The sequence below is a fragment of the Rhizobium sp. 01L410 genome, assembly GCF_056400165.1.
Genome location: NZ_JBFTST010000006.1, coordinates 74,354 through 91,512, shown reverse-complemented (window position 1 = coordinate 91,512; position 17,159 = coordinate 74,354). Strand labels below are relative to the sequence as shown.

Annotated in this window: 18 protein-coding genes and 1 tRNA gene; 7 read left to right on the top strand and 12 right to left on the bottom strand. The window is 61.6% G+C overall.

Annotated features, from left to right (window positions below; all coding sequences use genetic code 11):
• The first annotated feature begins 213 nt into the window (after window positions 1–213).
• The gene (locus AC1DV9_RS14720) at window positions 214–813 is read left to right on the top strand and encodes a class I SAM-dependent methyltransferase (RefSeq protein WP_477948683.1); all 600 of its coding nucleotides are present in this window, start codon (window positions 214–216) and stop codon (window positions 811–813) included.
• 43 nt (window positions 814–856) lie between these two features.
• Here the strand turns inward: AC1DV9_RS14720 and AC1DV9_RS14715 are convergent, their stop codons facing one another.
• Window positions 857–1,846, bottom strand: a complete 990-nt coding sequence (locus AC1DV9_RS14715; protein WP_477948681.1) for an MBL fold metallo-hydrolase — start codon at window positions 1,844–1,846, stop codon at window positions 857–859.
• Between the two features lie 235 nt (window positions 1,847–2,081).
• Between AC1DV9_RS14715 and AC1DV9_RS14710 the strand changes: the two genes are divergently transcribed.
• A complete protein-coding gene (locus AC1DV9_RS14710) occupies window positions 2,082–3,506 on the top strand; it encodes a DHA2 family efflux MFS transporter permease subunit (protein WP_477948679.1) in 1,425 nt (474 codons plus the stop codon).
• Window position 3,507: 1 nt separating this feature from the next.
• Here the strand turns inward: AC1DV9_RS14710 and AC1DV9_RS14705 are convergent, their stop codons facing one another.
• From AC1DV9_RS14705 to AC1DV9_RS14695, 3 genes are read right to left on the bottom strand one after another with little or no spacing between them, the layout of a single operon-like run.
• Window positions 3,508–3,891 carry a VOC family protein gene (locus AC1DV9_RS14705; RefSeq protein WP_477948677.1) on the bottom strand — a complete coding sequence of 128 codons (384 nt, stop codon included), beginning with the start codon at window positions 3,889–3,891 and terminating at the stop codon, window positions 3,508–3,510.
• Window positions 3,892–3,949: 58 nt separating this feature from the next.
• The gene (locus tag AC1DV9_RS14700) at window positions 3,950–4,669 is read right to left on the bottom strand and encodes an RlmE family RNA methyltransferase (protein ID WP_477948676.1); all 720 of its coding nucleotides are present in this window, start codon (window positions 4,667–4,669) and stop codon (window positions 3,950–3,952) included.
• Between the two features lie 7 nt (window positions 4,670–4,676).
• On the bottom strand, window positions 4,677–6,215 hold the full coding sequence (locus tag AC1DV9_RS14695; RefSeq protein WP_477948674.1) for a Ppx/GppA phosphatase family protein: 1,539 nt from the start codon (window positions 6,213–6,215) through the stop codon (window positions 4,677–4,679).
• Between the two features lie 245 nt (window positions 6,216–6,460).
• Between AC1DV9_RS14695 and AC1DV9_RS14690 the strand changes: the two genes are divergently transcribed.
• Window positions 6,461–6,534: transfer RNA gene (locus AC1DV9_RS14690), tRNA-Gln, on the top strand.
• A gap of 502 nt (window positions 6,535–7,036) precedes the next feature.
• On the opposite strand, the gene AC1DV9_RS14685 is transcribed toward AC1DV9_RS14690, so the two are convergent.
• The 7 genes from AC1DV9_RS14685 to AC1DV9_RS14655 all read right to left on the bottom strand — a co-directional run bounded on the left by AC1DV9_RS14685 (window position 7,037) and on the right by AC1DV9_RS14655 (window position 12,205).
• On the bottom strand, window positions 7,037–7,819 hold the full coding sequence (locus AC1DV9_RS14685; protein WP_477948672.1) for a hypothetical protein: 783 nt from the start codon (window positions 7,817–7,819) through the stop codon (window positions 7,037–7,039).
• Between the two features lie 286 nt (window positions 7,820–8,105).
• The gene (locus tag AC1DV9_RS14680) at window positions 8,106–9,152 is read right to left on the bottom strand and encodes a glycoside hydrolase family 25 protein (RefSeq protein WP_310292763.1); all 1,047 of its coding nucleotides are present in this window, start codon (window positions 9,150–9,152) and stop codon (window positions 8,106–8,108) included.
• Between the two features lie 220 nt (window positions 9,153–9,372).
• Window positions 9,373–9,534, bottom strand: coding sequence for a DUF1328 domain-containing protein (locus AC1DV9_RS14675; protein ID WP_112387679.1), 162 nt, complete (start codon window positions 9,532–9,534; stop codon window positions 9,373–9,375).
• A 94-nt stretch (window positions 9,535–9,628) separates the two neighbouring features.
• Window positions 9,629–10,168, bottom strand: a complete 540-nt coding sequence (locus AC1DV9_RS14670) for a hypothetical protein (RefSeq protein WP_477948670.1) — start codon at window positions 10,166–10,168, stop codon at window positions 9,629–9,631.
• Window positions 10,169–10,223: 55 nt separating this feature from the next.
• The gene (locus tag AC1DV9_RS14665) at window positions 10,224–11,024 is read right to left on the bottom strand and encodes an anti-sigma factor family protein (protein WP_477948669.1); all 801 of its coding nucleotides are present in this window, start codon (window positions 11,022–11,024) and stop codon (window positions 10,224–10,226) included.
• The gene (locus AC1DV9_RS14660) at window positions 11,021–11,626 is read right to left on the bottom strand and encodes an RNA polymerase sigma factor (RefSeq protein WP_112387676.1); all 606 of its coding nucleotides are present in this window, start codon (window positions 11,624–11,626) and stop codon (window positions 11,021–11,023) included. The genes AC1DV9_RS14665 and AC1DV9_RS14660 overlap by 4 nt, the downstream gene beginning before the upstream one ends.
• A gap of 42 nt (window positions 11,627–11,668) precedes the next feature.
• On the bottom strand, window positions 11,669–12,205 hold the full coding sequence (locus AC1DV9_RS14655; protein ID WP_477948668.1) for a tetratricopeptide repeat protein: 537 nt from the start codon (window positions 12,203–12,205) through the stop codon (window positions 11,669–11,671).
• A 168-nt stretch (window positions 12,206–12,373) separates the two neighbouring features.
• Here AC1DV9_RS14655 and AC1DV9_RS14650 point away from each other — a divergent pair, with 168 nt between their 5' ends.
• The 4 genes from AC1DV9_RS14650 (at window position 12,374) to AC1DV9_RS14635 (ending at window position 16,595) form a co-directional block, all read left to right on the top strand.
• A complete protein-coding gene (locus AC1DV9_RS14650) occupies window positions 12,374–13,426 on the top strand; it encodes a type III polyketide synthase (RefSeq protein WP_477948667.1) in 1,053 nt (350 codons plus the stop codon).
• The gene (locus tag AC1DV9_RS14645; RefSeq protein ID WP_477948665.1) at window positions 13,426–13,914 is read left to right on the top strand and encodes an isoprenylcysteine carboxyl methyltransferase family protein; all 489 of its coding nucleotides are present in this window, start codon (window positions 13,426–13,428) and stop codon (window positions 13,912–13,914) included. The genes AC1DV9_RS14650 and AC1DV9_RS14645 overlap by 1 nt, the downstream gene beginning before the upstream one ends.
• 88 nt (window positions 13,915–14,002) lie before the next feature.
• Window positions 14,003–15,250, top strand: a complete 1,248-nt coding sequence (locus tag AC1DV9_RS14640; RefSeq protein WP_477948663.1) for an NAD(P)/FAD-dependent oxidoreductase — start codon at window positions 14,003–14,005, stop codon at window positions 15,248–15,250.
• A 124-nt stretch (window positions 15,251–15,374) separates the two neighbouring features.
• Window positions 15,375–16,595 (top strand): YeeE/YedE family protein, encoded by a 1,221-nt coding sequence (locus tag AC1DV9_RS14635; protein WP_477948661.1) that lies wholly within the window; start codon window positions 15,375–15,377, stop codon window positions 16,593–16,595.
• On the opposite strand, the gene AC1DV9_RS14630 is transcribed toward AC1DV9_RS14635, so the two are convergent.
• Window positions 16,592–17,125: a gluconokinase gene (locus tag AC1DV9_RS14630; RefSeq protein WP_477948659.1), complete on the bottom strand. Its 534-nt coding sequence runs from the start codon at window positions 17,123–17,125 to the stop codon at window positions 16,592–16,594. The two genes, AC1DV9_RS14635 and AC1DV9_RS14630, sit on opposite strands and share 4 nt — an antisense overlap.
• Window positions 17,126–17,159: the final 34 nt, after the last annotated feature.

Sequence of the window (17,159 nt, the reverse complement as noted above, 5' to 3'; positions counted from 1 at the left end):
GTTGGCGAGGGCTGGTAACACGTCTATGACAGGTTGGGAATAGCAAAACGCGAATGCCTGCTGCGCGTCCAGGGAATAGGACGATGTGGCGCATTCCCAGGCCACGCAGCCTTGTTTCCGGCATGTCCGTTTCCCATGTGTCCACGGGCTGGACCGCATTGCCTTCAAGACGACACCATCCGCCAATTCCAACGGGCACTGGAGCTGCAAGCCGTGAACACCACCTGCACATCCTCCGACACGTTTCTATTTCTGCGCGCCTGGCTGCGAAATCCGCTGCGCGTCGCCTCCGCCATTCCTTCCGGCCACTCGCTGGCCCAGCTGATTACCCGGGAGATCGAGCCGGCAGCCGGCCGCGTCATCGAACTCGGGCCGGGCACCGGCGTCTTCACGCGCGCACTGATCGGCCGCGGCGTTGCCGAGAGCGACCTGGTGCTGATCGAGAAAGGACGCGAATTCACCGGCATGCTGGCGGCACGTTTTCCGCAGGCGGCGATTGTCGAAAGCGATGCGGCGAAGATCGGACAGCTCGATATTGGCGGCCCGGCGGGCGCCGTCGTCAGCGGCCTGCCGCTGCTCTCCATGCCGCCGCGCCAGGTGATGGCGATCCTGGCCGGTGCCTTCAGGCATCTCGACAAGCAAGGGAAATTCTATCAGTTCACCTACGGCCCGCGCTGCCCGGTGCCACGCCCGATCCTCGACAGGCTGGGCCTGAAAGCGGTGTTCCTGGGACGGACGATCCAGAATTTCCCGCCGGCTGCCGTGTACCGTATCTCGAAGCGGACCACCCTGCCCTTCTGGCAGGGCGACTGAGCTTTGAAAATACGGGAGCGGCATTGGCCGCTCCCGTCTCCCATCAGATATCGAACTGATAGCTCTTGGGGACGAAGCGATAGCCTGCCCCCTGCTTCTCGACGAAACCGACCGCCGGGAACGGCATGTGATAGCCGAGGAAGGCGATCTTGTCGGTGGCGATCAGGTCGAACACCTTCTTGCGCGAGGCGGCGGCCTCGGCCTTGTTCATGTCGAAGCGCACTTCCCATTCCGGATGCAGCAGCGACAGGATGTAATGGTTTGCCGTATCGCCGGTGAAAACCAGCTGCTTGTTGTCGGACTGTGCATGAAAGACCATGTGGCCGGGCGTATGGCCAGGCGCCAGCATCGCGGTGATGCCGCTGACGACGGAATCTCCTTCCTTGATGAAGGTGGTGTTTTCGGCAAAGGGCACGACATTGGCGAGAACAGCCTTGTGGCCGCCTTCGGCCGGCGTCCCCTCGCGGGCCTTGTCGGTCCAGAAATCGTATTCCGCCTGGCCGGCTACATAGCGGGCGTTCTTGAAAGCCGGGGCGCCGCCTTCCATCATGCCGCCGATATGGTCGCCATGCATATGCGTCAGTGCCACGACGGTGACGTCATCGACGCTGTAGCCGGCAGCCTTCAGGCCATCCTGCAGCTTGCCCATGCCACGCTCGCGGGCACCGGCGCCGAAGCCTGTATCGACGAGGATCACATCGGAACCGGTATCGATGATTGCCGGCGAATAGCTATTCACGAACTTGTCGGCGGGCAGGAAGTTTTCGGTGAGCAGTGTCTTCACTGCTTCCGAGTCCTGATTGGTGCCGAAGGTTTCGAACGGCTTCTCCAGCACGTTGCTGCCGTCGCGGACGGCGGTGATCTTGAAGGAACCCAGCTTGAATTGATTGATCTCTGGCAATGCTGTCGTCATCTTTGCTTTATCTCCGGTCTCGGCCGCCTGGGCCGGTATTCTCAAAATGGCCGGCGCCGCCAGCAGGCCAAGACCTGCGGCAAAAAGCGTGCGCCGCTTCATCCCCAATGAAACTGCCATATATCCATCCTCCGGCAACGTGCGATCTCTATTCGCACTCATCCCCACGTGCTTGCCGGGCATTTCTGGCCGCGGCGGCGTAAGCATATGTCAATGTTGAAAGGAGAAGTTGTCGAACAAGCCGTCTCACGCAGACGTGAAGCGGATGTGTAGACTTCAGCGTTTCCGGGATTGGCAGAGACCGAGACCGGGACTAAACAGCAGCCGCCCCCAAGACCATTCAAGGCTTTCGCCTATGAACCGCATCGTTCCGCTTATCCTTGCCGTCGCGCTCTTCATGGAGCAGATGGATTCGACCGTTATCGCCACCGCGCTGCCGGCGATCGCCAATGACCTGCATGTCAACCCGATCACCCTGAAGCTGGCGCTGACCTCCTACATGGTATCGCTTGCCGTCTTCATTCCGATCAGCGGCTGGATGGCCGACAGGTTCGGCGCCAAGAACATCTTCCGGCTGGCCATCGGCGTTTTCGTCGTCGGCTCGATCTTCTGCGCCAGTTCGTCCAATCTCGTCGAATTCGTCTTCGCCCGCTTCCTGCAGGGTATCGGCGGCTCGATGATGACCCCGGTTGGACGCCTCGTGCTGGTGCGAACGACGCAGCGCAGCGACCTCGTTTCGGCCATGGCGCTGCTCACCATTCCGGCGCTGGTGGGCCCGCTGGCAGGCCCGCCGCTCGGCGGCTTCATCACCACCTATTTCAGCTGGCACTGGATCTTCCTGATCAATGTTCCCGTCGGCGTGATCGGCGTCTGGCTGGCGACCATCTTCCTGCCGCATGTCGAGGCGACGCGGCCACCGAAACTCGATGTCATCGGCTTTATCCTGACGTCCGTCTCAGCGGCCGGCGTCGTCTTCGGCCTCTCGGTCGTCAGCCTGCCTGCGCTGCCGCCGGTCATCGGCATCACGGCGACAATCGTCGGTCTCATCTGCGGCTGGCTTTACGTCCGCCACGCCAGGAGCCACCCGGCGCCGATCCTGAACCTCGACCTTTTCAAGAACGCCACCTTCCGCGCCTCGACCACAGGCGGCACGCTGTTTCGCATCTGCGTCGGCGCCATGCCGTTCCTGACGCCGCTGATGCTGCAGCTCGGCTTCGGGCTGACGCCGTTTCAATCCGGCCTCATCACCTTCTCGGGTGCGATCGGGGCAATCACCACCAAGTTCATGGCGCGCCGCGTCTTTGCCGCCGCCGGTTTCCGCTCGACGCTGCTGACTGCGGCGTGCGTGACGACCGTCGTCACCGCCGCAACGGGCTTCTTCACGCCAGAGACCCCGCATGTTGCGATCGTCGTCATTCTCCTGATCGGCGGCTTCTCGCGGTCCTTCATCTTCACCGGCATCAATGCGCTGGCCTTTGCCGACATCAAGGATTCGGAGGCCAGCCAGGCGACGTCGATGAGTTCGGTGATGCAGCAGATCAGCCTGGCGCTCGGCGTTTCCGTTGCCGCCATGATCCTGGAAACCTGCATCTATTTCCGCGGCGAAGCGCTGCAGGTGGCCGATTTCCACGTCGCCTTCTACGTCATCGCCGCGCTGACGCTCATCGCGATGATCCCGTTCATCCGCATGGACAGGAATGCCGGGGCCGTGGTCTCCGGCCATCGTGGCAAGCCGATCACGCCTGCCGCCATCGAGGCCGAGCAGCAGGCGGTGAAATAACCTATTCCGGCTGTTCGCAGACGGCGCTAAGCTTATTGCCGTCGGGATCGCGAATGTAAGCGGCGTAGAAACTGTCGTGGAATGGGCGAAGGCCCGGTTCGCCTTCGTCCTTGCCTCCGGCGGCGATCGCCGCCGCGTAGAAGGCATCGACATCGGCCCGGCTCGCCGCAGACAGTGCGGCCATCGTGCCATTGCCATTCGACGCGCGACGCCGGTTGAACGGCGTGACCACCCAAAGGCGGCATCGGGTGTCGCCATCCGCCGAATAGCCGATTTCTTCTTCCGAATAGCGCTGGCAGCGATAGCCGAGCGGCGGCATGATGGCATCATAGAAATGCCGTGCCCGCTCGATGTCGTTGGTTCCGAGGGTCAGATAAAGAAGCATGGGTCGGTGATATTCCAAGTCTTGGGACTGTCATAATCGCCCCAGTTCACCGGAAAGATCAAGCTTCCGTAACGTCAACCTGCTTTTGACGGCCCTTGAAGCCCTTGGCGAGCAGGAACATCTCGACCGATTCGGCGCGCGACGATGCCGGCTTGACGTGGACGACCTGCTTGAAATGCTGCTTCAGCATGGTCAAGAGCTCGCGCTCGGTGCCGCCCTGGAAGGTCTTGGTCAGGAAGTGACCGCCCTCGCCCAAAACCTCGATGGCAAAATGCGCCGCGACCTCGCAGAGATGCATGGTGCGCAGATGGTCGGTGCGGTGATGGCCGGTGGTCGGCGCGGCCATGTCGGAGATGACGAGATCGGGCGTGCCGCCGACGGCTTCCATCAGCGCTGCCGGCGCCGATGGATCCAGGAAGTCGAGCTGAAGAACCTTGACGCCCGGAAGCTGCGTCATTTCCAGGAAGTCGATGGCCGCGACGCGGATATCCTCGTCGGTCGAGCCGGTGACCTTGGCGGCGATCTGCGACCAGCTGCCCGGCGCAGCGCCGAGATCGATGATGCGGCGGGCCCCCTTGAGGATGTTGTACTTCTCGTCGATTTCCAGCAGCTTGAAGGCCGCGCGGGCGCGATAGCCCTCGAGCTGCGCGCGCTGCACATAGGGATCGTTGATATGGCGCTGCAGCCACTGGCGCGACGACGCCTTCATCTTCTTGTTCTTGACGCGCTGGCCGAGCTTGCGGCCGGTGCGGTTGCCCGCGATGGGTGCCTTGGTCATTGTTCTCTTACCTTCCACGCTGGCCGCGGCGATTGCGGTGACGGCGCCAGACGCCATCATCCGCCATCATGTCGGTCAACAGGCCTTCCCTCAAGCCGCGATCGGCAACGCGCATGCGCGGGCTCGGCCAGCGGCGGCGGATGGCTTCCAAAATGGCGCAACCGGCCAGAACCAGATCGGCACGGTCGGGGCCGATGCACGGGTTGGCGGCGCGGCTTGCAAAATCCCACGACAGGAGCTTCGCCTGCATGGCCGAAACCTCATCGTCCGACAGCCAGATACCATCCACCTTGCGGCGATCATATCGTGGCAGATCGAGATGCACGCCGGCAAGCGTCGTCACCGTGCCCGATGTGCCGATCAGATGGAAATCGGTCGACTGGGCAACCTCGATATCGGGGCAATCGAAACCGGAGAGCATGCCCGCGACTTCGCTGACCATGCCTTCGAAAACATCGGGCGTCACATCCCGGCCGCCGTGGCGCTCGGACAGCGTGACGACGCCGACCGGCAGCGAGGTCCAATGGGTGATGTGATTCGCCAGGCGGCTGAAGCGATTTTCGCCGATGCGGATGACGGCGATCTCGGACGAACCGCCGCCGATATCGAACAGAACGACGGAGCGGGTTTCACGCCCGACAAGCGACGAGCATCCGGAGACCGCAAGCCGGGCTTCGGTTTCGCGGTCGATGATTTCGAGATCCAGACCGGTTTCGGCAACGACGCGCTCGAGGAACGCTTCGCCGTTCGATGCCTGGCGGCAGGCTTCGGTGGCGATCAGCCGCATACGGCGGATTTCGCGGTTCTTCAATTTGCCGGCGCAGACGCGAAGCGCATCGACGGCGCGATCCATCGCCTCGTCGGAGAGACGGCCGCTGGCCGCCAGCCCCTCGCCGAGGCGGACGATACGCGAGAAGGCATCGACGACGCGGAACTGGCCGGGGCGTGTCGGCTGGGCAATCAGCAGGCGGCAATTGTTGGTGCCGAGGTCGAGCGCCGCATAGAGCTCGTCCGGCCAGGGATGTTCGAAGCCGTGATGCTCGCGTTCGCCGGGGCGATGCGGGCGTGGCTGGTCGCCGCTTCGCGCATCGGCATGACTGTTTGCCCGGGCGGACGGCTGATTTGCAGCAGACGATGGCTGAGAAGCGGTCTTCTCCGGCGTCAGCGGACGGCCCTGCAGGCCGCGTTTTCCGCGATGCTTGCGCCGGTTGCGGCGCGAGGCATGCTCCGAATCACCAGATGGATTCGCCGCACTGTCGGCAACCTTCTGATGCTGGATGGCGGCCTGCGGTGCCACGCCGGTTTGCGGCGCAGCATTGCCACGGCGGCGGCGCTTGCGCTTGCGGGACGGATTCCCTGCGGTGTTTTCCGTTGGGCGCGCAGCGTCTCCAGAGGGTCCGGAGGCGGTCTGCGAAGCGGCCTGGGGCGCGTTGCGGTTCTGGCCGCCACGTTTTCCCTTGCGGCGCCTGGACTTTTTGCCGTCCTTGCGCTGTGCCGCTGGCGCCCCGTCAAATTGCGGCCTGGCGCCGCCTTCGGGGTCTTCCACGTTGTTTTTCCACGCGCCGCGCAAGGCCTGAACGGTATGCTGCTGGCGCTCATTAGATTTTTGCGTTGCCGCAAGAATACCAGCGCATGCCAAAATCACCAAATTCTTTTTGAAAACAGTTTTAGAAGCGCCTGAAACGCGTCATCCACATGCCCTGAATTTTTTTCAAAACAGCTATTTGCATTCCGCCGCGATTTGGTTATAAGCCCCGCACGACAGCGAAGCGGCCGACGCGCCGCTCCTGCTGGGGAATAGTTCAATGGTAGAACGACGGACTCTGACTCCGTTAATCTTGGTTCGAGTCCAGGTTCCCCAGCCAAACTTATTTTTCTTACTGAAATCAGCGACTTATACAATATTAAAAACACTAAGTGTTGCGATTTTGTGGATGGTCCACATGGCTCAATGAGCCCGATTTCGTTAGCTACCCAAAGTCACCGTTGCCGCCGAACGTCAAATGATTCCAGTGAGGGAATTTCCCTCTTGCTAGGAGTGCACATAGAAGGCGGACAAGAAGCGCGTCTGCGTCTTCGTGTTTAAACTTCGCAGGGTCGAGCCTCCCTGTATGCGTAGCGCTCGACCGGGCCGAATAGAGATTTCCAATGTCTTTTCGGGCCTCCATCCGTGTCTCAGGCGAAGAGCCAAGTAACCAGCCCGCGCGAAGACCAAGCTTGGCGTTGATCTCTTCCTTGGCGTTCTGGTCATCGTGCATCAATGCAACTTCCAATGACATTCCGAGGTCGATGGCCTTATTGACGATATCAAAATCACCACGGGACCGAGCTAAGCGATCAATTGCAAGATAAAGCGAAGCAGGACCTTCAAAAGCATCTAGCTGTTTGACTAGCGAAAGTGTTCTTGGCGACATCGGGTTGAGCGTTATGAAAAATATTCGCCGAACTGAAGATCGAACTGAATCCTGAATCTTGAGCAAGAATGTGATCTGTTTCAGCGGCCATATAGCTGCTTATGATTTCAACTGGTCCTGTGCCTTGCAACGCCAGCGCCCGCCGAAGTTGGAGCCGGTAGCCAAGCCGCTTTTCTGACTCTTTTGCACGATGACTGCTTAGCTTCTCGATTAGGGGCTGGTCGTGCCGATTAACATAAACAGGCTCGACATGAACCTTTCGGACCAAAGCAGCCGTATCTGTCTTAATCATATGTCCTCCAGCCCATCGCTGAACGAACACGTATCCGTTGTATCTGCTTTCCGGCAGATTGTCGTTTTGGGTAGAGCCAGCAGTCGTCCTCAGCTGAATAATTTCAGATACCGTGATGCCACTCACGTCGGAAATTTCGTAAAGTTCTACGGCATTCTTCGATAGCTGTTCGGCTGCGAGTTCGAGAACAGCGACAGGCTCCATTCCCCTGATTAGTTGGCGTATAGCCCAAGCAGTTTCTGTTTCAGCGGCGTTCCCCGGCATTCCGCCGCCTCCTGCAAACGCAATCCACGTATCAGAGTTCAACACGCCGAAAGGCTTGCAGTCCTTTAAAAGCTTGGCCTTTTCATACAGATACGTGGGGTTAATTTGATGAGGACTAGACCGCGGGGATGAATTGTCGATGTCCTCTTTGATCGCCTGAAGAATCTCTGTCGCGGTCATGCGTTTCCTCAAGTTACTAGAATGGCAAATAATAGTTTGCCCAAGGCCATGACGGCATCTGCAGCGTGTATGATTGCCTCATAAATTTGATGCTGATGCGCTTTGTATGCATCTACGGCTATACCTCGCACTCGCACAAGAAGCCCGCCGATGGCGGGCGAAGGTCTCAAAGCAATCGCCGGAAATTCAAATGCATTCAGCTCTTGTAAAGCGCGACCTTGTTGCACTTATCGTTGTCATCGCGCCTACTCATCTATGTCAAGTGCGACTGGAAAGCATGGTCCCCTCACCCTTCCCGCGGCGAAGCAAAGTCATGCCACTCCGCCTCGGACCCATGGAACACGTTCAAATCGATCTTGCCCTGAACGCCCTGGGAGAGCCCTGAACCCGAATATTGCCAGAGCATCCAGCGGCGGCCGGGATAGACTTGGGCCGGGTGGGCGGCGACGGAGCGGAGCCAGAAAGGGTGGCTCGGAAACTGGCCGCGGAGGTTGTCGCGATAGAAATCGGGCGCCGTGTAGATGATCGGGCGCTTGCCGTAATAGCGCTCCAGCTTGTCCATGAAGACCTGCATCTTTTCGACGACGCGCTCGGGTGACGGGCGGCGCTTGCAGCTGGATTCGCCGTTCCATTCGACGTCGATGACGGGCGGCAGGGCATCGGGATCGCGCGGCACGTTGCGCATGAACCAATCGGCCTGTTCGCCGGCGGTGCGGCACCAGTAGAAGAAATGATAGGCGCCGCGCTTCATGCCTGCGGCCTTGGCGCGCTGCCAGTTGGTGCGGAACATCGGGTCGAGATGGTCGCCGCCGTCGGTGGCCTTGATATAGGCGAAGTTGGCGCCCTGGGTTCTAAGCGTCGCCCAGTCGATATTGCCCTGCCAGCGCGAGACATCGACGCCGTGGACGGCGAGCTTGCGCGGCGAGGCGCGGCCGAAATTGATCGGCTTGGCATCGCGGAACTGATGGGCATAGATGCGCGAGCGGGTGCGCGGGGCGAAGGCGGGTTCGGCCATCGGCACGGGTGCCGCCATCAGCGCTTCCGGGCGCTCGGCCGGAACCGGGGCGCCGACCACGCGATTGACAGGCTCGAAGGCCTGCGGCTGCGGCACCTGGCCTGCCCAGGCCAGCTCTTCCTGATGCGGCATGGGGGCTGACGGAGCGGCCTGCGCATAGACGGGCGCGGCCGGAACGGGCGCCGGCGGCGGGGACACCGAGCTCGTCGTTTCCTTCGACACCACACCGGAAACCAGACCCTCGGGGGTCGTGCTGGATGCGCAGCCCGACACAGTCAGGCAGGCAAGAAAGATCGCAGGAACAGCCGAAAAACGCATGGAACCCGTACACAACACAGAAAACGACATTGGCTTCATCAGGCCCGAACGGGGCCGGATGAATGGCTAACGGCAGTTTACCGGGAAATGTTGAATCCAATCTTTACGCCGGAATTTTCCGGACGGGCGTGTCATTTTCGCACGCAAGCACTTGTTAAAGATACAGAAAACCCGGCGTTTCACCGCCGGGCCGGGATGCGATCCTGTTTGTTCGCTGCCGTCAGCGGCGCATTAAGCGCATGACGAGCGAGACGACGAATAGAACCAGGAATATGAAGAAAAGAACCTGCGCGATGGACGCCGAAGCGCCTGCAATGCCGCCGAAGCCGAGCACGCCGGCAATCAGTGCCACGACGAGGAATACCAGAGCGTAATACAGCATGGCGATCTCCTAAGCGTTGGACTGACATAATAACGGCCGCCCAAGGACTTAGTTCCATGGGCGGCCGCTTCAGAATGAGATTTCGCGTGAGCTGTCAGCCGAAATTGAAGAGCGCGCGTTCGGCGCGGTCGCCCTGATCAGGCGCCGGCGGCTCGGCGGCATCCAGATAGAACTTGACCGGCGCCGTCAGCACGAACCAGACGCAGGCGCCGGCCATGAAGGCGTGTCCAACAGGATCATCGCTGCCGGCGAGAAACGGCAGGCCGCCCGATACCGAAAGCACCGTCATGCGCAGCGACCATTCGGCTTCGCGCTTGGAAACGGCGCGGGCGCGGGCCGACTTGTATTGGCGGGCGTCATAAGGGTTGGATTTCTTCAGCCGCAGAAGCTTGCGCAGCGATGGCAGAGCGAGCGCCAGGAGAGCGGCGAGGCTGAGCGCCAGCGGCATGCCCGCAAGCCCATACCAGCAGCCTGCCGTCAGAAGCGAGATGACGATGAGATTCCAGACCGGCTCAAGCCGTTCCGGCGCCTGGCCGGTGCGGATATGCCATGCCCTGAGCACGCTCGCCGCGCCGTCAAGCAACGGCTCGTCGATATAACGATTGATCCAGTTCACGCTGATGCGCCCCTTCATTAGGAGAGGCTCAGGCAAAACCACGCAAAATCGGCATGAAGATGGCGAGACAGCTTCAGGCCGTCAGTTTTGGCCTCACCACATCAGCAATTTCACGCATCCGATCGACCGGCGCGTGGCCGATCAGCATGAAGGCATGGGTCGCCGTCGACCAATAGATGACGTTCATGCCCTTGCGCCCCTCGATATCGGGCTGCTTCGCCCCTTTGTCGGAACGGATGATGCAGAGCGCCAACGGCCCGCTCTCGGGATCGAGATAGGCGATCTGCGCCAGGGGATGATCGTCGTATTCGAGCAGCTGGGCGCGCTTGAAATCGACGCCCGGCAAGGCCACCGTTTCAGGCGAGAGGTTCAGTCCAAGCTTCCCATCGACGCGGGCAAGCTGCGCGGTCTGGACATCGGCCGGCGGCACCGGACCGGCCAGCGTATCCGGCGTATAAAGTGCGATATATTCGGCGACGACGCTGCGCCACTCGCTGCCTTCGTCCTTGCCGATGCTGCGGCCGATACCAAGATAGGCGCGGTCGGCGATGATGCCGATTGCAAGCGAAGCGGCGAGCGCGCCGAAGAGGCCGCGGCGGGTGATGGTGGGGCGCTCCGCGCTCGCAGCCGCAGCGGCGGGAGCCGGGATCGCGGCAAGCATCGCCTCGAGCCTCTGCTTCGGCGCCTCGTCGAGCAGCGGCGCGAAAGCTTCGCTGAACGGCATGCTGCCATTGGCCAGGAACTCGATGCGGACAGCCACTTCCTCGTCTTCATTGGCGAGCGCTTCGATGCGCGCCATCTCCGGCTGCGGCAGTTCGCCGTCAAGAAAGGCGGTCAGCTCTTCGTCGGAAGGCATGCGGATATTGCTGGTCATGGGCGCCCTCCTTCGGCTGTTTCGGCGGAGAGCCTGGCGCGGGCGGCGGCAAGGCGGCTCATCACGGTTCCGATCGGAATGTTCAAGATTTCTGCGACCTCACGATAGGCGAGCCCTTCGACATAGGCCAGGAAGACGGCGCTGCGCTGGGCCTCCGGCAAGGCATCGACCTTGCGCAGCAACTGGGCGGCGGCGACATGCGTTTCGGTCGCCCCTGCCCCATCGAAAACCAGGGTTTCCTCGGCATCGGCAAAGCCTTGGCCCTGCCGCACCTTGTTGGCCCTGATCTCGTTCAGCCAGATGGAATGGAGAATGGAAAACAGCCAGCGGTCCAGCCGGGTGCCCGGCTCGAACTGCGCGGCGCGCTCCAGCGCCCGCACGCAGGTCTGCTGCACCAGATCCTCGGCGACATCCCGCTTGCGCGACAGCACGAGACCGTAACGCCAGAGCCGGGAGAGGTGCTCCGTCAGGCCCGTCCTGATATCCGCTTCGCTCGCGATGGCCGCCTCCGCGCCTGCTGTTTTCGGCGGCGCCGCCGGGGTGACCGGCGACTCCGATTTTTCGCGACTATAGGCAAGAAACGGGGCGTGTGCGACCGCCATCAGAGCAATCCTTTGCAGCCGGCTTCGCCCATGTGCCGATCCTCAGATTTTCGAGGGGTCGATGATCGCGGCGTTCAGATCCTGGTATTCTTCGCAATCCGTGCCGCAGATCGTCTTGATCGTTGCCAGCTGGTCCTTGGCCATGTCGAGTTGGCCCTTGATGACATAGGCTTCGCCGAGATATTCGCGGACCTTCGCATATTGCGGATCGAGCTTCACCGACTGCAGGTAATAGGAAATGCCCTCGTCGGTGCGGCCGAGCTTGCGGGTGGCATAGCCGCGGTAGTTCAGGACTTCGGCGTTGTTCTGATCCTTGACAGTGTCGAGCATGGCGAGCGCCTCATCGAAACGGCCGCTCTTTGCCAGCGAATAGGCATAGTCGGTGCGGTTTTCATCGGTGATGTTGGCGCTGCTCTGCTTCACGCACTTCTTGGCCTTCTTATCGTAGACCTCGCCCTTCTTGCAGACCGGCATGGTCTCGCTGTCGTCGCCTGCGGCAAAAACAGGGACGGAGAATGCCGACGCGGCGATGAAGCCGCCGAGGATGAGAGAAGCGATACAGACAGTTGTGGTCGTCATGGGAACATCTCCAGGAAAATGACGTTGCACACCGAGAACACCGGTCATCGGGATTTTATTCGGCGGGGGTCATTCATTTTTTCGCATCACCTTTTCGTGACGGCGGGGGCCTGAATAAAGCGGCTCTAAGTAGTGTTCTCCAGCGCCGGGTGCATAAAGGAGAACTCCGTGAACGAACGGGTGACATTGCTTAGCGTTGCGACTGCCGTGCCTGAAGCCATCATCACGCAAAGCGAGGCGGCGGCGACGTCAGCCCGCCTTTTTGCGCACCGGTTCAAGGATTTCAGGCATCTCGCGGGGGTTTTCGAGAATGCCGGGATCAATAAGCGCCATGCGGCCCGGCCGCTTTCCTGGTTCGAGGACAATCACGGCTGGCCGGACAGGATGGCCGCCTATGCGGAGGTTGCCGGTCAGCTCTTTGCAGAAGCGGCAGCAAAGGCTCTCGCCGGCGCCGGGCTGGAGGCAGGCGACATTGATTGCGTCGTCACCGTCTCCTCGACGGGGATCGTCACCCCAAGCCTCGATGCTCGGCTGGCACGGCAGCTCGGATTTCGCGCCGATATCGAACGTGTTCCGGTCTTCGGTCTTGGTTGTGCGGCCGGCGTTTCCGGGCTTGGCATCGCGGCGCGGCTGGCGGCGGTGCGGTCCGGCAAGACGGTGCTCTTCGTCGCCATCGAGCTCTGCACGCTGGCTTTCCGGCTGGACGAACTGACACGGCCGAACATTATCGCCACCGCGCTTTTTGCCGATGGCGCTGCGGCCTGCGTGCTCCGGAGCGGAGACAGCGGCATCGCCGAGATCGAATCGTCAGGCGAACACCTGTTTCCCGATACGCTAGACATCATGGGCTGGAAGATCGACGACACCGGCTTCGGCATCATCCTGGCGCAATCGCTGCCGCCATTCGCCGAGCGCGAACTGGGGCCCGCGATCGACGGCATTCTCGCCCGCAACGGGCTGACACGCGCGGACATCGGCCGGTTCATCTGCCACCCGGGCGGCACGAAGGTTCTGGGTGCGATGGAAACGACGCTGGGGCTCGAACAGGGCTCTCTCGACCATGAGCGCGCCGTGCTTTCGGAATACGGCAACATGTCCTCGCCGACGGTACTTTTCGTGCTGGAGCGCGCGATTGCCGCCGGTCTGCCGGAGCGCGCGGCGATGATCGCCATGGGGCCAGGCTTTTCGGCAAGCTGCGTGACACTGAGGAGGATCGGCTGATGGACGCTTCTTTGCTGCTTCTTGCTTTCGTCACCCTGCAGCGGCTGGCAGAGCTGGTGATTGCGAAGCGGAACACGCTTGCCCTGTTTGCCCGCGGCGCACGGGAGGCCGGGGCCGATCATTATGCCTACATGGTCGCCCTGCATGCGGCCTGGCTTGGCGGCCTGTGGCTGCTTGCTCCCGGCAAGCCGGTTCAAGCGGGCTGGCTTGCACTGTTCCTGGTGCTGCAGGCCTTGCGGATCTGGGTGCTCTTCACGCTGAGGGGACGCTGGACGACGCGGATCATTATTCTGCCCGGCGAGACGCTGGTCAGAGCCGGTCCCTACAAGCTTCTCAACCATCCGAACTATGTGATCGTGGCGGGCGAGATTGCCGCCCTGCCGCTTGCCTTCGGCATGCCCGCCTACGCGATCCTGTTCTCGGTTTTGAACGCCATGATGCTTGCCGTTCGCATCCGCGTTGAAAATGCCGCATTGAGAGGGCAATGAAATTGAAATGAAACGCGATTTTTCATTTGCACCATCGCCAGCCTAAGGGCATTTTCGGGCTTGGGAACTCATTGGGTTGCAAGGAAAAATGACAAAGACTGCAATCGTGCTTGGTGCCGGCATCATCGGCGTTTCGACAGCCATCCACCTGCAACGCCGCGGCTGGCAGGCGGTGCTGGTTGATCGCAAGGCACCGGGTAACGAAACGTCCTTCGGCAATGCCGGCCTCATCCAGCGCGAGGGCGTCGTTCCCTACGGCTTCCCGCAGCAGGTCGGGCTGTTGCTGCGCTACGCGCTGAACAACCGCATCGACGCGCATTATCACCTGAAGACGCTGCCGAAGCAGGTCGCCTTCCTCGCCCGCTACTGGTGGAACTCCAATGCCCGCCGGCACGACGCCATCACCCGTGCCTATGCGCCGCTGATCGAGAATTCGGTGCTTGAACACAAGGACCTGATCGAGGCGTCGCATGCCGAAGCGCTGATCCGCAAGGATGGCTGGATGCGGGTGTTTCGCACCGCCGAGAAATACGACCAGGCGATTGCCGAAGCCGCACTCTGGGAACGGGAATTCGGCGTCGAATACGACAAGTTGAGTTCAGCTGATGTCGCGCGCATCGAGCCGGGCCTGATCCAGAATTTCACCGGCGGCCTGCGCTGGCGCGATCCGTGGTCGGTTCTCGATCCGCATGCGCTGACGGCGGCTTACTGCGCTTATTTCGAAAGCATCGGCGGCCGTTTCGTCAGCGGCGATGCAAACTCGCTCGGACAGGCCGGCTCGGGTTGGCGGATTTCCACGGCGGAAGGCCCGCTCGATGCCGATGATGCGGTTCTGGCGCTCGGCCCCTGGGCCGAGGTCGCGACCAAGCGGCTCGGCTATTCTTTCCCGCTCGGCGTCAAACGCGGCTATCACATGCATTACGCCGCGCAGGGCAATGCCGTTCTCAACAACTGGACGCTGGATGCCGAGCGCGGCTACTTCCTGGCGCCGATGAACAAGGGCATCCGCCTGACGACGGGTGCGGAATTTGCGACGCTCGACGCCCCGAAAACGCCGGTGCAGCTTGACCGCGCCGAGAGGGTGGCGCGCACGATCTTCCCGCTCGGCGAGCGGCTGGACCCCGAACCCTGGATGGGCGCGCGCCCCTGCACGCCTGACATGATGCCCATCATCGGCAAGGCGCCACGGCATAATGGATTGTGGTTTGCCTTCGGCCACGCGCATCACGGGCTGACACTCGGACCGGTCACCGGCAGAGTGCTGGCGGAGCTGATGACCGGCGAGACACCCTTCATCGATATATCCGCTTACTCGCCGCAGCGTTTCAATCCTTAAGCACTTGCGCAGACTGGCGTTTTTCCGCCAGATGAATCCGCGTCAGGGGCTTTTCAGGAAATGGGATTCCTCCAAAACCAGCACCTGAAGTTCTAGTATTGCGCTAGAATTTCAGGAGAATCCCATGTCTATCGCTTCACCCAGCCTCCCCGGCATCAAGGAGCCGTCGCTCGGAACCCCGGGCCTCGGCTCGATCATCGTGCTTGTTCTCGGCACTCTGCTGCTCGGCTATTTCTACGGCCCGGCACAAGGCGCCCTCTTCCTCGTCGGCGGCGCTCTCGGTATCGCGCTCTACCATGCCGCCTTCGGCTTCACCTCCGCCTGGCGCGTGCTGATCCTCGATGGGCGCGGCCGGGGCTTGCGGGTGCAGATGATCCTGCTTGCCATCGCCGTCGTGCTATTCTTCCCGTTCCTGGCAAGCGGCACGCTGTTCGGCCATGAAGTGAAGGGCTCCGTCTCGCCCGCCGGACTCGGTGTCATCGCCGGTTCCTTCATGTTCGGTATCGGCATGCAGCTCGGTGGCGGATGCGCGTCGGGCACGCTGTTCACCGCCGGCGGCGGCAATGCGCGCATGCTGATCACGCTCTTGTTCTTCATCATCGGCTCGGTGCTCGGCACCGTCAATTTCGACTGGTGGGTGAGCCTGCCGTCGCTGCCGCCGACTTCTCTGGTGCAGAGCTTCGGCGCTGTGGGCGGTATCGCCGTATCACTGGCGATCTTCGCAGCCGTCGCCTGGATCAGCGTTATCGTCGAGAAGCGCTGGCACGGCTCGCTCGAGCAACCGGCCCCCTCCCCGCGTCAAGGCCTTTCGCGCTTCCTGCGTGGTCCCTGGCCGCTCGTCCTCGGTGCGGTGGCACTGGCGCTTCTGAACTTCCTGACACTGGCCATCGCTGGCCGTCCGTGGGGTATCACGTCGGCCTTTGCGCTCTGGGGTGCCAAGGGCGCCGTGCTGCTCGGCATCGATCCGACCGCCTGGGCCTACTGGCAGATGCCTGCCAATGCCAAGGCGCTCTCCGACAGCGTCTTTGCCGATATCACCTCGGTCATGGATTTCGGGATCATCGCCGGCGCAATGCTGGCCTCCTCGCTCGCCGGCCGTTTCTCGCCGAGCTGGGATATTCCGCTTCGTTCAGTCGTTGCCGCCGTCGTCGGCGGTCTGCTGCTGGGTTATGGGGCGCGCATCGCCTATGGCTGCAATATCGGCGCCTATTTCTCCGGGATCGCTTCGGGCAGCCTGCACGGCTACCTCTGGGCGTTCTCTGCCTTTGCGGGGAATATCGTCGGCGTAAAGTTCCGTCCGTTCTTCTTCCTGGAGAAGAAGAACCTGCGCCGCATCGACGGCTAGGAAATACCGAGCGGCGCGAGCTTCATTCGCGCCGCTTCCGCGATCGCGTCGATGGTGCCGTCGATATCGACCGTGACGACGCCGGGCTCGCCGGTCGGGACCTCAAGCGTTGCAAGCTGGCTTTCCAGCAGGGATGCTGGCATGAAGTGGCCGGTGCGATGACCCATGCGGTCCATCAGCAGTTCTTTCGAACCTTCCAGATAAACGAAAAAGAGATTGCCGCCGGCAGCACTGCGAAGCCGTTCGCGGTAGATGCGCTTCAGCGCCGAACAGGAGACGATGACACCCTCGCCTTCTGAGAGCGCGGACCTGATCGTCTGGCCGATCACATCAAGCCAAGGCATGCGGTCCTCGTCGGTGAGCGGAATGCCTTTCGACATCTTCTCGACATTGGAGCGCGGATGCAGTGCATCGCCTTCGACGAAACGGAGGCTCAACGCCTCCGCCAGTTTCTCGCCGATCGAGGATTTGCCGGAGCCGCTGACGCCCATGACGATGATGGCATGGGGCTTGCGGTCATTCTCCGGCATCTCTAATCCTCTTTGTTCCGGCTATTTCCATGCC

Coding starts and splice junctions, on each gene's coding strand:
- AC1DV9_RS14710 (WP_477948679.1), top strand. CDS start 2,082: ATGAACCGCATCGTTCCGCTTATCCTTGCCGTCGCGCTCTTCATGGAG.
- AC1DV9_RS14705 (WP_477948677.1), bottom strand. CDS start 3,891: ATGCTTCTTTATCTGACCCTCGGAACCAACGACATCGAGCGGGCACGG.
- AC1DV9_RS14685 (WP_477948672.1), bottom strand. CDS start 7,819: ATGACCGCGACAGAGATTCTTCAGGCGATCAAAGAGGACATCGACAAT.
- AC1DV9_RS14665 (WP_477948669.1), bottom strand. CDS start 11,024: ATGACCAGCAATATCCGCATGCCTTCCGACGAAGAGCTGACCGCCTTT.
- AC1DV9_RS14675 (WP_112387679.1), bottom strand. CDS start 9,534: ATGCTGTATTACGCTCTGGTATTCCTCGTCGTGGCACTGATTGCCGGC.
- AC1DV9_RS14630 (WP_477948659.1), bottom strand. CDS start 17,125: ATGCCGGAGAATGACCGCAAGCCCCATGCCATCATCGTCATGGGCGTC.
- AC1DV9_RS14655 (WP_477948668.1), bottom strand. CDS start 12,205: ATGACGACCACAACTGTCTGTATCGCTTCTCTCATCCTCGGCGGCTTC.
- AC1DV9_RS14715 (WP_477948681.1), bottom strand. CDS start 1,846: ATGGCAGTTTCATTGGGGATGAAGCGGCGCACGCTTTTTGCCGCAGGT.
- AC1DV9_RS14635 (WP_477948661.1), top strand. CDS start 15,375: ATGTCTATCGCTTCACCCAGCCTCCCCGGCATCAAGGAGCCGTCGCTC.
- AC1DV9_RS14670 (WP_477948670.1), bottom strand. CDS start 10,168: ATGAAGGGGCGCATCAGCGTGAACTGGATCAATCGTTATATCGACGAG.
- AC1DV9_RS14645 (WP_477948665.1), top strand. CDS start 13,426: ATGGACGCTTCTTTGCTGCTTCTTGCTTTCGTCACCCTGCAGCGGCTG.
- AC1DV9_RS14640 (WP_477948663.1), top strand. CDS start 14,003: ATGACAAAGACTGCAATCGTGCTTGGTGCCGGCATCATCGGCGTTTCG.
- AC1DV9_RS14680 (WP_310292763.1), bottom strand. CDS start 9,152: ATGCGTTTTTCGGCTGTTCCTGCGATCTTTCTTGCCTGCCTGACTGTG.
- AC1DV9_RS14700 (WP_477948676.1), bottom strand. CDS start 4,669: ATGACCAAGGCACCCATCGCGGGCAACCGCACCGGCCGCAAGCTCGGC.
- AC1DV9_RS14660 (WP_112387676.1), bottom strand. CDS start 11,626: ATGGCGGTCGCACACGCCCCGTTTCTTGCCTATAGTCGCGAAAAATCG.